The organism is Streptomyces sp. NPDC057654, from assembly GCF_042800135.1.
Classification (GTDB): Bacteria; Actinomycetota; Actinomycetes; order Streptomycetales; family Streptomycetaceae; genus Streptomyces.
The window spans coordinates 1-14,493 of the sequence record NZ_JBHVHQ010000115.1 but is presented as its reverse complement, the minus strand read 5'-3'; the positions used below and the strand labels follow the sequence as shown (position 1 = coordinate 14,493).

The 14,493-nt window shown below is 70.9% G+C and carries 12 protein-coding genes, 1 pseudogene and 1 riboswitch; of the genes and pseudogenes, 2 read left to right on the top strand and 11 right to left on the bottom strand.

The annotated features are described in order from the left end of the window. Positions 1 to 316: 316 nt before the first annotated feature. Entirely contained in the window at positions 317 to 523 is a 207-nt protein-coding gene (locus tag ACFU99_RS12315) for a DUF5999 family protein (RefSeq protein WP_384389709.1), read from the top strand. A gap of 94 nt (positions 524 to 617) precedes the next feature. On the opposite strand, the gene gcvP is transcribed toward ACFU99_RS12315, so the two are convergent. Beyond that, positions 618 to 3,521: an aminomethyl-transferring glycine dehydrogenase gene (gene gcvP, locus ACFU99_RS12310; protein WP_384389707.1), complete on the bottom strand. Its 2,904-nt coding sequence runs from the start codon at positions 3,519 to 3,521 to the stop codon at positions 618 to 620. Between the two features lie 189 nt (positions 3,522 to 3,710). After that, positions 3,711 to 3,808, bottom strand: a riboswitch (glycine riboswitch). A 213-nt stretch (positions 3,809 to 4,021) separates the two neighbouring features. Between gcvP and ACFU99_RS12305 the strand changes: the two are divergent. After that, positions 4,022 to 4,105: pseudogene (locus tag ACFU99_RS12305) on the top strand (PRC-barrel domain containing protein); the annotation flags it as partial. Positions 4,106 to 4,239: 134 nt separating this feature from the next. Here ACFU99_RS12305 and ACFU99_RS12300 read toward each other — a convergent pair. The 10 genes from ACFU99_RS12300 to ACFU99_RS12255 form a co-directional block, all read right to left on the bottom strand. Next, positions 4,240 to 5,799, bottom strand: coding sequence for a DNA polymerase IV (locus tag ACFU99_RS12300; RefSeq protein ID WP_384389704.1), 1,560 nt, complete (start codon positions 5,797 to 5,799; stop codon positions 4,240 to 4,242). Positions 5,800 to 5,877: 78 nt separating this feature from the next. Continuing rightward, the gene (locus tag ACFU99_RS12295) at positions 5,878 to 6,486 is read right to left on the bottom strand and encodes a MerR family transcriptional regulator (protein ID WP_384389702.1); all 609 of its coding nucleotides are present in this window, start codon (positions 6,484 to 6,486) and stop codon (positions 5,878 to 5,880) included. Between the two features lie 169 nt (positions 6,487 to 6,655). Next, on the bottom strand, positions 6,656 to 7,129 hold the full coding sequence (locus ACFU99_RS12290; protein WP_030874883.1) for a bifunctional nuclease family protein: 474 nt from the start codon (positions 7,127 to 7,129) through the stop codon (positions 6,656 to 6,658). Between the two features lie 61 nt (positions 7,130 to 7,190). Beyond that, entirely contained in the window at positions 7,191 to 7,928 is a 738-nt protein-coding gene (locus ACFU99_RS12285) for a MerR family transcriptional regulator (RefSeq protein ID WP_384389698.1), read from the bottom strand. A gap of 17 nt (positions 7,929 to 7,945) precedes the next feature. Beyond that, positions 7,946 to 8,806 carry an FHA domain-containing protein gene (locus ACFU99_RS12280; RefSeq protein WP_384389712.1) on the bottom strand — a complete coding sequence of 287 codons (861 nt, stop codon included), beginning with the start codon at positions 8,804 to 8,806 and terminating at the stop codon, positions 7,946 to 7,948. 82 nt (positions 8,807 to 8,888) lie between these two features. After that, the gene (locus tag ACFU99_RS12275; protein WP_384389695.1) at positions 8,889 to 9,725 is read right to left on the bottom strand and encodes a DUF881 domain-containing protein; all 837 of its coding nucleotides are present in this window, start codon (positions 9,723 to 9,725) and stop codon (positions 8,889 to 8,891) included. Between the two features lie 5 nt (positions 9,726 to 9,730). Continuing rightward, the gene (locus ACFU99_RS12270) at positions 9,731 to 10,063 is read right to left on the bottom strand and encodes a small basic family protein (RefSeq protein WP_030364457.1); all 333 of its coding nucleotides are present in this window, start codon (positions 10,061 to 10,063) and stop codon (positions 9,731 to 9,733) included. Further along, entirely contained in the window at positions 10,060 to 10,980 is a 921-nt protein-coding gene (locus tag ACFU99_RS12265) for a DUF881 domain-containing protein (RefSeq protein ID WP_384389691.1), read from the bottom strand. The genes ACFU99_RS12270 and ACFU99_RS12265 overlap by 4 nt, the downstream gene beginning before the upstream one ends. 105 nt (positions 10,981 to 11,085) lie before the next feature. Next, positions 11,086 to 13,581: a sugar phosphate nucleotidyltransferase gene (locus tag ACFU99_RS12260; RefSeq protein ID WP_384389688.1), complete on the bottom strand. Its 2,496-nt coding sequence runs from the start codon at positions 13,579 to 13,581 to the stop codon at positions 11,086 to 11,088. Positions 13,582 to 13,707: 126 nt separating this feature from the next. Next, the gene (locus ACFU99_RS12255) at positions 13,708 to 14,319 is read right to left on the bottom strand and encodes a CDP-alcohol phosphatidyltransferase family protein (RefSeq protein WP_384389685.1); all 612 of its coding nucleotides are present in this window, start codon (positions 14,317 to 14,319) and stop codon (positions 13,708 to 13,710) included. Positions 14,320 to 14,493: the final 174 nt, after the last annotated feature.

Here is a 14,493-nt window from a genome sequence, read left to right as displayed (position 1 = left end):
CCGTGGGGCGCTGTGCTGCGGTCACCGTCTCCCCGCCCGCCACGGGCGTTCATCGGGCGGACTAGCCCACTATGACCATCCCGAACCACCCGAAGAGACGGCGGTGTTGGCGGCAACCGTCCTCATGGGTGACGCGTCTTCCCCTAGCAGAGGAGAGCTCCCGTGAAATCCCTGCGAAATCACGCTCGTGGGGCAACACTGGGACTGACCGACCGAATTGACAACGGGGGAACGGGGGGCGGCCTTGAAAACCGCACCGAGCAGCCGTGACGGACTCGTCTCAGAACTCAACTCACCGCAGCGAAAGAACCCATCCATGTGCCAGCACCAGCCACCGTGCCCGACAGCCGACTCCGCCGACCGTGAGGCCGCCCATCTGGTGGCGCACCACCCGGAACAGGGCTGGAGTCTGCTGTGCAACGGCGTCCTGCTCTTCGAGGACACCGGTGAGCTGCTGCCGGACGGGCAGATCATCGCCCCGCACCGGCCATTCGGCACCGAGCACGTGATGACCGCCGCCTGACGCGGCGCGCACCGAGCAAGGAAACCGAGCAAAGAAGGGGCCGGCCCGGCGAACGCGCCGAACCGGCCCCGACCCATGGGGGCTGCGGCCCCCGTCAGCTGTCGTAGTCCTCCAGCGGCGGGCAGGAGCAGACGAGGTTGCGGTCGCCGAACGCGCCGTCGATGCGGCGGACCGGCGGCCAGTACTTGTCCGCGGCCGACACCCCGGCCGGGAACACCGCCTCCTCGCGGCTGTACGGGCGCTCCCAGCCGCCGGCCAGCGCCGCCGCGGTGTGCGGGGCGTTGCGCAGCGGGTTGTCGTCCTTCGGCCACTCCCCCGAGCCGACCCGCTCGATCTCGGCGCGGATCGCGATCATCGTCTCGCAGAACCGGTCCAGCTCGGCGAGGTCCTCGCTCTCCGTCGGCTCGATCATCAGCGTTCCGGCCACCGGGAACGACATCGTCGGCGCGTGGAAGCCGTAGTCGATGAGGCGCTTGGCGACGTCGTCGACGCTGACGCCGGTCGCCTTGGTCAGCGGCCGCAGGTCCACGATGCACTCGTGCGCGACGAGCCCGTTGGGGCCGGTGTAGAGCACCGGGTAGTGCGGCTCCAGGCGCTTGGCGATGTAGTTGGCGCCGAGCACGGCGACCTGGGTGGCGCGCCCCAGGCCCTCGCCGCCCATCAGCCGGACGTACGCCCAGGAGATGGGCAGGATGCCCGCGGAGCCCCACGGCGCGGCGGAGACGGGGCCGACGCCGGTCTCGGGGCCGGCGGTCGGCTGGAGCGGGTGGTTGGGCAGGTACGGGGCGAGGTGCGCGCGCACGCCGACCGGGCCGACGCCGGGGCCGCCGCCGCCGTGCGGGATGCAGAACGTCTTGTGCAGGTTCAGGTGCGAGACGTCGCCGCCGAACCGGCCCGGCTGGGCCACCCCGACGAGGGCGTTGAGGTTGGCGCCGTCCACGTAGACCTGCCCGCCCGCGTCGTGCACGGCCGCGCAGATCTCGCTGATGTGCTCCTCGAAGACGCCGTGCGTGGAGGGGTAGGTGACCATCAGCACGGCCAGCTCGGCGCCGTGCTGCTCGATCTTGGCGCGCAGGTCGTCGGCGTCCACCTCGCCGTCCTCGCCGGTCTTGACGACGACGACCTTCATGCCGGCCATGACCGCGCTGGCGGCGTTGGTGCCGTGCGCGGAGGACGGGATGAGGCAGACGGTGCGCTGCGTGTCCCCGTTGGCGCGGTGGTACGCCCGTACGGCCAGGAGCCCGGCCAGCTCGCCCTGCGAGCCGGCGTTCGGCTGGAGCGAGACCTTGTCGTAGCCGGTCACCTCGGCGAGGCGCTCCTCCAGCTCGGTGATGAGCGTGGTGTAGCCCTCGGCCTGGTCGACGGGGGCGAAGGGGTGCAGAGCGGCGAACTCGGGCCAGGTCACCGCCTCCATCTCGGCGGTGGCGTTGAGCTTCATGGTGCAGGAGCCGAGCGGGATCATGCCGCGGTCCAGCGCGTAGTCCCGGTCGGCGAGCTTGCGCAGGTAGCGCAGCATCGCGGTCTCGGAGCGGTGCTGGTGGAAGACCGGGTGGGCGAGGTACTCGTCCGTGCGGAGCAGGCCCGCGGGGAGCGCGTCGGCGGTCGCGGCGTCCAGGTCCTCGATCCGCTCGACGGACGCCTTGTCGGAAACCACGCCGAAGGCGGCCCAGACGGCGGCCAGCTGGGCGCGGCCGGTGGTCTCGTCGCAGGCGAGCGAGAGGGTGTCGGCATCGACGAGGCGCAGGTTGACGCCGTTCGCGCGGGCGGCGGCGGCCACGTCGGCGGCCCGGCCGGGCACGCGCGCGGTGAGCGTGTCGAAGTACGCGCCGTGCACGACGTCGACGCCGCCGGCCCGCAGCCCCTCGGCGAGCACAGCCGCGTAGCGGTGCGTACGGCGGGCGATGCCGGCCAGGCCGTCCGGGCCGTGGTAGACGGCGTACATGCCGGCCATCACCGCGAGCAGCACCTGTGCGGTGCAGATGTTGCTGGTGGCCTTCTCGCGGCGGATGTGCTGCTCGCGCGTCTGGAGGGCGAGGCGGTACGCCTTGTTGCCGTCCGCGTCCACGGAGACGCCGACGAGGCGGCCGGGGAGGCTGCGCGCGAACTTCTCGCGTACGGCCATGAACCCGGCGTGCGGGCCGCCGAAGCCCATCGGCACGCCGAACCGCTGGGTGGTGCCGACGGCGATGTCCGCGCCGAGCTCGCCGGGCGAGGTGAGCAGGGTGAGGGCCAGCAGGTCGGCGGCGACGGTGACGATCGCGCCGAGCTCGTGCGCCCGCTCGATGACCGGGCGGGGGTCGCGCACCGCGCCGGACGCGCCGGGGTACTGCACCAGCACGCCGAAGACGCCGCGGTCGGCGACGTCCTGCGGGATGCCGTCGGAGAGGTCGGCGACGACGACCTCGACGCCGGTGGGCTCGGCGCGGGTCCGTATGACGGCGATGGTCTGCGGCAGCGCGTCGGCGTCCACGAGGAAGACGCCGTCCTTGACCTTGCCGACGCGGCGGGACATCGCCATGGCCTCGGCGGCGGCGGTGCCCTCGTCGAGCAGCGAGGCGCCGGAGGTGGGCAGCCCCGTCAGGTCGGCGACGACGGTCTGGAAGTTGAGCAGCGCCTCCAGCCGGCCCTGCGAGATCTCCGGCTGGTAGGGCGTGTACGCCGTGTACCAGGCGGGGTTCTCCATGACGTTGCGCAGGATGACGGGCGGCGTGAACGTGCCGTAGTAGCCGAGCCCGATCATCGGGGACAGCACCTGGTTGCGGTCGGCGAGGGTACGCAGCTCGGCGAGGACGTCGGCCTCGCTGCGGGCGCCGGGCAGCCGGAGCGCCTCGGCGCTCTTGATCACATCGGGCACGGCGGCCGCGGTGAGCTCGTCGAGCGAGCCGAATCCGACCTGGGCGAGCATCTTGGCCTGCGCGGCGCTGTCCGGTCCGATATGGCGGTCCTCGAACGGCGTGCCGCGCTCAAGGTCGGCGAGGGGGATACGGTTGTCGTTCATCTGCGGGGGCCTCCTGGTCGTCGCGACCTTCGAGGGGCACCGTGGCGCGGGTACCCGGACGGCCTCCCCCTCTGTCATCTCAACCTGAGAGCTTCACCGGGCCGCCTGGGGCGAACCGGCTTTCACCGTCGGTGAGGAGGGGCTTCGGCGCTGTACCGGTGCGTGGCCCGCCCTGCTTTCCAGAGTGACCTCGTCCGTGCGGTACGTGTGCCTGAGAGATTCCGGGGAGGATTTGCTCCTTCGGCGCCTCCGACGAAGCCTTCGGAGGACTCTCCCGCGCGGGGTCTGCAGCCGTCCGCCAGCCTACCAGCGCGATCTGCGGCGGATCCCTCAAGTGGCCAGCTGGCGAAATGTGGCTTTTCGTAGGTCTCGGGCAGTAGTTGCGATCTCTCGGGACCTCGGGCCCGGCTACTTTGGAGGACCTCTTGCAGACCGACATCGATCCACGCGGACTCATCGGCCGCAAGGCGTTCGACCGCAACGGCACGAAGATCGGCACGGTGGACGAGGTCTACCTCGACGACGCCACCGGGGAGCCCGAGTGGGCCGCCGTGCGCACCGGCCTCTTCAGCCGGGACGCGTTCGTGCCGCTGGAGCCGAGCGATCTCGTCGCGGACACGCTGCGCGTCCCGTACGACCGGGCGCTGATCAAGGACGCGCCGGACTTCGGCGTCGGCCGCCACCTCTCCCCGGAGCAGGAGCTCCAGCTGTACCACCACTACGGGCTGGACGCCTCCGTCTCGGGCAGAGCCCCCGCGCCCGCCGCGGACTCCCCCGCTCCGGCGGGCCCGGACGCCGCGGAGTCCCCCGCCCCGGCGGGCCCGGATTTCGGCCGGATCTCGGGCCCTGACGGCTGACCGCCGGCGGGCCGCACCAGCGGAAGCGGCTCCCCCGGTACGAGCGCGGGGTCGTCGACCGCGAAGGTCCGCACCCGGCCCGGCGGGGACCAGGGCGTCTCGAACCGCACGGTGACCCGCCCGACCCCGCTGCCCTGCACCCAGCCGTCCCCGAACTCGGCGTGACGCACATCCAGGCCGGGCAGCCAGCGGCGCGGCGGGGCCGCCTCCCGCTCCTCCTCGCCCGTCCCGCCCCCCGCGGACTCCGGCGCCCCGGCTCCGGCGGGCCGAGCCGCTCCTCCCGCCTCGGCGGCCTTCGCGGCCTCTTCCCGCTCCTCCCGCTCCTGCTCCGAGCGCGCGGTGGCGGCCTGGGCGAACAGGTCCTCCTGCGTGTAGTCGGCGAGCCCCGTGACGCCCACGCCCAGCAGCCGCACGCCCGCCGTGGTGTCCACGCCCTCCAGCAGCCGCCCGGCCGCCTCCCGGACGACCCCCGGATCGTCGGTGGGCCCGCGCAGCGTCTCGGAGCGGGTCAGCGTCGAGAAGTCGTAGCGCCGCACCTTGATCACCACGGTCCGGCCGGACCGCCCGGCGGCCCGCAGCCGCTGGACGCACCGCTCGGCGAGGCGCATGAGCTCCAGCTGCACCCGGGTCCGGTCGGTGACGTCCTCCTGGAAGGTGTCCTCCACCGACACGGACTTCGCGTCCCGCTCGGCGACGACCGGCCGGTCGTCGTGGCCGGTGGCCAGCGCGTACAGCCCCGCGCCGTGCGCCTTGCCCAGCAGCCGCACCAGCTCCGCCTCCCCGGCCTCGGCGGTCTCCGCGACCGTGCCGATCCCGGCCCGGCGCAGCGTCTCGGCCGTCGCCGGCCCGACGCCGGGGATGGTCCGCACCGGCATAGGCCCCAGCAGCTCCAGCTCCGTCCCCGGCTCGATCAGGACCAGCCCGTCCGGCTTGGCCGCCTCGGAGGCGATCTTGGCGAGCATCTTGGACCCCGCCAGCCCCACCGACCCGCTGAGCCCCGTCGCCGCCTGGATGTCGCACCGCAGCCGCTCGCCCACGGCCCGTATGTCCGCGGACCCGGCCGCGGGCGGCAGCGCGTCTCCCGCCTCCAGGTCCACGAACGCCTCGTCGAGGCTGAGCGGCTCCACGAGCGGCGACAACTCGCCGAGCAGCTCCATGACCCGTTCACTCACCTGGCGGTACAGCGTGAACCGAGGCGTCAGGTAGGCGGCGTTGGGGCACAGCCGGCGCGCCTGGGCCGTCGCCATCGCCGAGTGCACCCCGAAGACCCGCGCCTCGTACGAGGCCGTGGACACCACCCCGCGCGGCCCGATGCCGCCGACCACGACCGGTTTCCCGCGCAGGCTGGGCTTGGCCGCCTGTTCCGCCGCGGCGAAGAAGGCGTCCATGTCCAGATGCAGGATCGTCGGTGAACCTCTCACACCAACAGATGCTGCCTCACACCACTGACAATGGCCCCGCGGCACGGAGCCCGCGCTCTCAGCGGCGGCCCGAAGGCGTCAGCCCGCGCGGTTGCGGCGGCGCGCCAGCTCGTCGGCGGGGTTGTGGCGGACGAGGGTCTCCCCGGTGTCCACGCGCTCGCCGTGCAGCTGCGCGAGGGCCTTCTCCACGTCCCGCCAGACCACGCCCACGGCGATCCCGAAAACCCCCTGCCCGCCCTGGAGCAGGTCGACGACCTCGTCCGGCGACGTGCACTCGTACACCGTCGCCCCGTCGCTCATCAGCGTCAGCTGCCCGAGGTCGCCGATGCCGCGCGTGCGCAGGTGCTGTACGGCGGCCCGGATGTTCTGCAACGACACGCCCGTGTCCAGCAGCCGCTTGACGATCTTCAGCACGACGACGTCGCGGAAGCTGTAGAGCCGCTGGCCGCCCGCTCCGTGCGCGGGGCGCACAGAGGGCTCCACGAGCCCCGTACGCGCCCAGTAGTCCAGCTGCCGGTAGGTGATGCCCGCCGCCGCGCACGCGGTCGGCCCGCGGTAGCCGACGGCCTCCGGCGCCGGCTCGGGTGACACCGAGAGCGCCGCCGAGTGTCCGGGCAACGGTTCGGCCGTTCCCCCATGAAGCGGATACGGACCGCCCGCCGCCGTGCCGTCGCCGGTGCTTCTCACGCCGACCCTCCGTCCTTGACCTGCCCGTCTCGACGGTAGGCAGTCACCCGGGGTGCGTCAACGATCGCCACACTCGGCACGCCGAGTGATAATCACCCTAAGAGTGGTTTCGCGTATCCGCCCGTGGGGAATGGCTAGTCGAATGCCCTGCGGCGACCTGGTCGGCGGCTCACTGGCTGTTGGTGCCGAAGTCCTCCGGCGAGATCTGGTCGAGGAACTCGCGGAACTTCTCCACCTCGTCCTCCTGCTCGTCCGGGATCGCGATGCCGGCGTCGTCCAGCACGCCGTCACTGCCGTAGATCGGCGTCCCGGTGCGCAGCGCCAGCGCTATGGCGTCGGACGGCCTGGCGCTGACCTCCACCCCGCTCGCGAAGACCAGCTCGGCGTAGAACACGCCCTCGCGCAGGTCCGTGATGCGGACCTCCGTCAGCTGCTGGCCGACCGCCTCCAGCACGTCCTTGAACAGGTCGTGGGTCAGCGGCCTGGCAGGGGCCATGCCCTGCTGGGCGAAGGCAATGGCGGTCGCCTCCCCCGGGCCGATCCAAATGGGGAGGTAGCGGTCGCCTCCCACTTCCCGCAGGAGCACGATCGGCTGGTTGGAGGGCATTTCCACCCGGACACCCACGACATCGAGCTCGTTCACACAGCAACCCTAGGACGTGCCCGGCGGGTTTGGGTAGTCGGGCACCCGCCGGTCGGTGTGGTCACGCCCGCAGCGCGGCCGCTACGAGCGCCGCGTGCAGCCGTACGGACAGTGCGGCCAGCTCCCGCGCGGTGGCCTCCGCATGGGCTCTGGTCTGCGGATTACGGTGCCGGCGCAACGGCGCGACCACCTGTTCGACCAGGTCGGCCTCGCGTACGGCGGCGGCTTTCATGGCCCGCAAATGTCTCGGCTCCAGTCCGAACCGGCCCAGGTCCGCGACGAGCTTGGCGACCGTCACGGCCTCGACGTCGTAGCCGCCGCCGGAATTCGGCTCGATCAGGCCGTACGACTCCCACTCGTCCAGCTCACGCTCGGTGACCCCGGTGGCCCCGAGGAGCTCCTCCCGGCCCACCTGGACGGCCGTGGGGCCCTCCGCGTCCAGCTCCGCGGCCCCGTCCAGCAGATCCCTCGGCTGGCCGGGCGCGGGCAGCGGCAGCTGCTCCCCCCGGGCCAGCGCGTCGAGGTACTCCCGGATGACCCGCAGCGGCAGGTAATGGTCGCGCTGTAGGCGCAGCACGCACCCCAGCCGCTCCACGTCCTCCTGGCTGAACTTGCGGTACCCGGACGGCGTGCGCTGCGGCTCGACGAGCCCCTCCGCCTCCAAGAAACGGATCTTGGAGACGGTGACCTCGGGAAACTCGTCGCGCAGCAGGGTGAGCACCATGCCGATGCTCACCAATTGGCCGTCCGCGGTGGCGGTGCCGCCTTCGGCGCCGCCCCCCGCCGGTGTCTGACGCATAGCTCTTCCCTGGCGGGTCAGATGCCCTGCTGGCTCGCGTAGAAGACCAGCCGGTACTTGCCGATCTGCACCTCGTCGCCGTTGGCCAGCGCGGTCGACTCGATCCGCTCCCGGTTGACGTATGTGCCGTTCAGGCTGCCGACGTCCGAGACGGTGAAGCCGCCGTCCGCCTCCCGCCGGAACTCCACGTGCCGCCGCGAGACGGTGACGTCGTCGAGGAAGATGTCGCCCTGCGGGTGACGGCCGGCCGTCGTCAGGTCGCCGTCCAGCAGGAAGCGGCTGCCCGAGTTCGGGCCCCGGCGGACCACCAGCAGCGCGGAGCCTCTGGGCAGCGCGTCCACGGCGGCCTGCGCCTCCGGGGAGAGCGACGGCATCTGCGTCTGGCCCGTGGCCTCCGAGTCGTACGCCTCAAGACCGGAGATGGAGATGGTCGACGTCGTCTCCGAAGCCCGCTCGGCCGACGCGCCGCCGCGCAGCGGCGCACCGCAGTTGGAGCAGAACCGGCTGGACTCCGGATTGCGGTTGCCGCACCTCGTGCACACCAAGGCTGTACCTCCACCCGCAGTTGAGGTCGACGGTCCCTGGGAACCTATGCGCCCGGGCGCGCCCTGACCACCCGGGGCGTCGCCGCCCTGGCCACCCAGCTGATCCCGGAACAGCGGGCGCTCTTCCTGCGCCTCGGTGCCTTCCACCGGCCGCTGCGCGCGGTGGCGGGCGTTGCCGCCCTCCTGGCGCGAGCTCTTGCCGAACAACTTCGCAAACAACTTCACGGGCGATTCCCCTTGACCGAAACAGACCCGCCCGTGGGGCAGGACAAACCCTCGATGCACACACCATCCGACCCGGACATCTTTACAACGTCCGTGGTCAACAGACAGTTTCCACCACGCACCCCCCTCTTGGTGCGCCGACCCCCCGCAACGTAGTGCCCCGGGTGCGGAACCCGCGGGCCTGTGCTCCTCACTGCGATGACGACCGAGCGTAGTCAGGCTGCTCAGCGGACCGCAAGGCGTCCACGACGATCTTCTCAGAACGGGTGACGGACGCGGTGGCCTGCTCCTTCTGCAGAGTCTGCACCACCCCGCCCGGAATATTGAGGGCCGGTTCCAGATCCTGCGGCTTGCCGATCACCTTGAACCGGTAGGGAGGCGACACTTTCTGATGGTCGATCGCCACCTTGCCGCCCGAGTCCGAGAAGTAGGTGTCGGCGGCCACGCGCACCCCGTTGATCTGGATCGCCTCCGCGCCGGCCGCCCGCAACTCCTGGATGGCGTCGAGGAGCATGTCCGACTGTACGGCCTTCTTGGGGTCGCTCACAGTGAGCTCGATGCCGGGGCCACGTGCCTTCACGGTGCCCGCGAGCACGCCGAGCTGCCGTTCCTTCTGAGCGGTCTGCTTACGGGCCTCAGCGGCTTGGTTGGAGCTGTTCTCCAGCTCCGTGCGCTGGTTCTCCAGGCCCCGCTTCTCGTCCTCCAGCCGCTGGGTGCGGTTGTCGAGCTCGTCCAGGATGCGTACGAGGTCCTCCTGGCGGGCGCCGCGCAGATTGCTGTTGTCGCTGGTCGACCGGACCTGGATGGCGAGTCCGAGCCCGAGCACGCCCAGCAGCAGGGCGACGATCAGCTGGGCCCGCGTGACCCGCGGCGGCCAGAGTCCGGCCCGCAGTCTCTGACGGCCCGTCACGGCGGGCGCGTGGACCGCCTCTTCTCCCGTGCCCTCGACCTGTGCTTCCTGAGGCTCCTGCGGCTTCCGGGATTTCTGGGATTCCCCCGACTGCCCGGGCGTGTCGTCTGCGCTCATCGGCCTCACGCCCGGAAGACGTGCCGCCGGATCGCGGCCGCGTTGGAGAAGATCCGGATGCCGAGCACGACCACGACGCCCGTGGACAGCTGCGCCCCGACGCCGAGCTTGTCGCCGAGGAAGACGATCAGCGCGGCCACCACGACGTTGGACAGGAACGACACGACGAAGACCTTGTCGTCGAAGATCCCGTCCAGCATCGCCCGCAGGCCGCCGAAGACCGCGTCCAGCGCCGCGACCACGGCGATCGGCAGGTAGGGCTCGACCACAGTCGGCACGACGGGACGGACCACGAGTCCGACCACGACTCCCACGACGAGGCCCAATACGGCGATCACGATGTGCCCTTCCCTGTGTCGGCGCCGCTCTTGTCGGCGCCACCGGCTTGCGGTTGTGCGGTACGTACTATCAAGCTCGTCGCGGCCGGCAGCCGCACCTCGTCCTCGACGGAAGTGGTCGCGCGGACCCCGTAGTCCTTCTGCAGCACGCGCAGATACACGCCGCCGGAACTGTCCTGGAAGCCGCCGCGCAGCCGCTTCCCGTCCCCCACCGCGAGCACGGTGTACGGCGGTACGAGCGGCTTGTTGTCGACCAGTATGGCGTCACCGGCGGCCCGGATGGCCGACAGCGCCGTGAGCCGCTGCCCGTTGACCGCGATGGCCTCCGCGCCGGCCTGCCAGAGGCCGTTGACGACGCGTTGCATATCGCGGTCGCGCACCCGGCCCCTGTCGGAGAAGCCATTGCTCGTGCGCGGGCCGCCGCCCCCCTGGTCGGCCTCCTTGGCGTCGTCGATGACCAGCTTGACGCCCGGACCGTGCACGGCGGTGCCGCCCGCGAGGAGCGACACCGTCTCGGCCTTGTCGCCGCCGTACTTCTTCAGGGCGTCCCGCTGGGTGGCCTCAACGCTGTCCCGCAGCGCGTCGACGTTCGACTTCAGCTTGTCCGCGTCCGACGTCTCCCGCTGGATGCGGTCGATGAGCTGCTCCCGCTCCTTGGCCAGCGTCGGCGCCGCTATCCGGGCCTGCGCGGCCCCCACGGTGACCACGACCGCGGCCAGTACGAGCCCGGCGGCGAGCCCCAACTTCGCGCGGAGCGTGCGCGGCAGGCCGCCCCGGCCCTCCGCGCGGCGCCGCGCGGCGGCCTCGGCATAGCCGTCGTCCAGGCTGTGGTCCATGACGTTGGTCAGCAGCGACATGGAGGCATCGGGGCGCTTGGGCGGCGATGCGCTGCTCCGGGAGGGGGGCTGCTGCGACATGCCGCACATCGTCGCACGTCGGTGGCGTCGTCTCCCAACGGCCCCACCGGCGTGCCGGTCCGGGGCAGCGGCAGGCCGAGGGGACGGCGCCACCGCGCCGCGGCGTCAGCGCCCGGCGCTGTCCACAATCGCCGACCACTCGTCGAGCAGCTCCTGCGCCGAGGCGTCGTCCGGCCCTTCGGCCCACAGGTGCGTGACCGCCTCCGCCGGGTCGGGCAGCACCATCACCCAGCGCCCGTCGGCCTCCACGACCCGCACCCCGTCCGTGGTGTCCACCGACCGGTCCCCGGCCGCCTCCACCACATGCCGCATCACCAGCCCCTTGACGGCCCAAGGAGTCGCCAGGTCGCGGCGGAGCACATGCGCCCGCGGAATGCGCGCGTCGATCTGGCTGAGCGTGAGCTGCGTACGGGCCACCAGCCCGAGCAGCCGCGCGAACGCCGCCGTGCCGTCGAAGACGCTGCTGAACTCCGGGATGATGAAGCCGCCGCGGCTGTCACCGCCGAAGATCGTCGAATCCGCGCGGCCGACCCGGGTGAGATCGCCCGGCGACGTCGTCGTCCACTCCACCTGCGTGCCGTGGTACGCGGCCACCTGCTCGGCGATCCGCGTGGTGGTGACCGGCAGGGCCACCCGGCCGCTGCGCCGCTCGGCGGCGACCAGGTCGAGCATCACCAGCAGGGCCCGGTCGTCCTCGATGATGCGGCCGCGCTCGTCGACCAGCGACAGCCGCTCGCCCACCGGGTCGAACCGCACGCCGAACGCCGCACGCGCCGACGCCACGATCTCCCCGAGCCGCACCAGCCCGGACCGACGGCCGTCCACGGTCTCCGTGGGCCGCGACTCGTCGAGGCCGGGGTTGATGGTGAACGCGTCGACGCCCAGCCGACCGAGCAGGCTGGGCAGGACGAGGCCCGCGCTGCCGTTGGAGGCGTCCACGACGACCTTGAGCCCGGCCTCGGCCACGCCGGAGGAGTCCACGGCCCGCAGCAGCGAACCGGTGTAGGAGTCGAAGACGCTCGACGGGAAGCGCAGGTCGCCGATCTCGCCGGGGAACGCCCGCCGGTACTCCTGGCGCGCGTACACCCGGTCCAGCTTCCGCTGGCCGCCGGCGGAGAGGTCCGAGCCGCGCTCGTCGAAGAACATGATGTCGACGGAGTCGGGGACCCCCGGCGTCGTACGCACCATGATGCCGCCGGCGCTGCCCCGCGCGGTCTGCTGACGGGCCACCGGCAGCGGTACGTTCTCCAGGTCCCGTACGTCTATGGCGCTGGCCTGAAGGGCGGAGATCACGGCCCGTTTCAGCGCCCGGGCGCCGCGCGAGTGGTCACGCGCGGTGGTGACCGCCGAGCCCTTCTTGAGCGTGGTCGCGTACGCGCCGGCCAGCCGCACCGCGAGCTCCGGGGTGATCTCCACATTGAGGATGCCCGATACGCCGCGCGCCCCGAAGAGGTGCGCCTGGCCCCGGGACTCCCAGATGACCGAGGTGTTGACGAACGCGCCCGCCTCGATGGTCTTGAACGGGTAGACGCGGACATTGCCCTGGATGATGGACTCCTCGCCCACCAGGCATTCGTCCCCGATGACCGCTCCGTCCTCGATCCGGGCCGCCCGCATGATGTCGGTGTTCTTGCCGATCACACAGCCGCGCAGATTGCTCTGCTGCCCGATGTAGACGTTGTCGTGCACGACGGTCTTGTGCAGGAACGCGCCGCTCTTGACCACGACGTTGGAGCCCACCACGGTGTGCTCGCGCATCTCGACGTCCGCTTCGACCTTCGCGTAGTCGCCGATGTACAGCGGCCCGCGGAGAACGGCGTCGGGATGGACGTCCGCGCCTTCGGCGACCCATACGCCCGGCGAGATCTCGAAGCCGTCGATCTCGACGTCGACCTTTCCCTCAAGGACGTCGGCCTGCGCCTTGACGTAGCTCTCGTGGGTGCCGACGTCCTCCCAGTAGCCCTCGGCGACATAGCCGTAGATCGGCTTGCCCTCCTTCATGAGCTGGGGGAAGACGTCGCCGGACCAGTCGACGGGCACATCGGCCTCGACGTAGTCGAAGACCTCCGGCTCCATCACATAGATGCCGGTGTTGACGGTGTCGGAGAAGACCTGGCCCCAGGTGGGCTTCTCCAGGAAGCGCTCGACCTTGCCTTCTTCGTCGACGATGGTGATGCCGAATTCCAGCGGATTGGGCACCCGGGTCAGACAGACCGTGACGAGCGCGCCCTTCTCCTTGTGGAATTCGATCAGATCGGTGAGGTCGAAGTCGGTGAGGGCATCGCCGGAGATGACTAGAAAGGCGTCGTCCTTCAGCGCCTCTTCCGCGTTCTTCACGCTCCCTGCGGTGCCGAGTGGCTTTTCCTCGTTCGCGTAGGTGAGCTCCATGCCGAGTTCCTCACCGTCACCGAAGTAGTTCTTGACGAGGGAGGCGAGGAACTGGACAGTCACCACGGTCTCACTGAGACCGTGCCGCTTGAGCAGGCGCAGCACGTGCTCCATGATGGGCCGGTTGGCCACCGGCAGGAGCGGCTTGGGCATGCTTGAGGTCATGGGGCGAAGACGAGTGCCTTCGCCGCCGGCCATCACGACGGCCTTCATGTCGGAAGCGTCCTCCTTGAAGAGACGACGGTTTTGCCGACTTCACCCGCCTTCATTCGCCCGAATGGCCCATATATAGCGCTTACAGGCATCCGGCCTCGACGAGGCAAATGACCAGGGTCGAGCTCAGTCGGCCGCGGCGTTGTCCGCCTTCACGAGCCGGCGGACCTGAACCACGTAGAGGATCCCTGCCCACCAGTACAGCGTTGTACCCCATCCGGCGAACGCCCATCCGAAAATAGCAGCGAGCGAGGCCAGCCAGGTAGTTCCCACGCTGAGAAGGAGCAACGGAAAGGCATACATGAGGTTGAAGGTCGCGGCCTTGCCGAGGAAGTTCACCTGGGGCGGCGGATAGCCGTGGCGCCGCAGGATCCACACCATGACCAGGAGCATCAGCTCACGGGCCACGAGGGCGCCGGTCAGCCAGTAAGGGAGAATTTCCCGCCAGGTCAAGCCGACCAGCGTGGACAGGATGTAAAGCCGGTCGGCGGCCGGGTCGAGAAGCCGGCCGAGGCTGCTGATCTGATTCCAGCGCCGGGCGAGCTTCCCGTCGAGATAGTCGCTCACACCGCTCAGAGCCAGCACGGCCAGCGCCCAGAGGTCGCAGTTCGGCCCCCCGAATTCAGGCCAGAGGATCAGCCACAGGAAGACGGGTACACCGACCAGGCGCGCCATGCTGAGGATGTTCGGGATGGTGAGCACGCGATCGGTCTGAACGCGCGTCTCCTGGACCTCCACCCGGGGGCCTCCTGTGGGAACGTGCCATCGTTACGCCCTGACCTTACCCGCAGTCATCGCGGGAGCGAACAGCGGGGTCGGACAGAACGGGCAAGGCTACGATTGAGGAACTACCGGAAAACTCCCTCTGAACGCAAAAATGCCGGTGTCCCGGACCATTAAATGATCCGGGAC

What these genes read in the sequence shown, in the direction of transcription:
- ACFU99_RS12265 (WP_384389691.1), bottom strand. Translation starts at nt 10,980, where the DNA reads ATGTCGCAGCAGCCCCCCTCCCGGAGCAGCGCATCGCCGCCCAAGCGC.
- gcvP (WP_384389707.1), bottom strand. Translation starts at nt 3,521, where the DNA reads ATGAACGACAACCGTATCCCCCTCGCCGACCTTGAGCGCGGCACGCCG.
- ACFU99_RS12275 (WP_384389695.1), bottom strand. Translation starts at nt 9,725, where the DNA reads ATGAGCGCAGACGACACGCCCGGGCAGTCGGGGGAATCCCAGAAATCC.
- ACFU99_RS12315 (WP_384389709.1), top strand. Translation starts at nt 317, where the DNA reads ATGTGCCAGCACCAGCCACCGTGCCCGACAGCCGACTCCGCCGACCGT.
- ACFU99_RS12285 (WP_384389698.1), bottom strand. Translation starts at nt 7,928, where the DNA reads ATGCGTCAGACACCGGCGGGGGGCGGCGCCGAAGGCGGCACCGCCACC.
- ACFU99_RS12260 (WP_384389688.1), bottom strand. Translation starts at nt 13,581, where the DNA reads ATGAAGGCCGTCGTGATGGCCGGCGGCGAAGGCACTCGTCTTCGCCCC.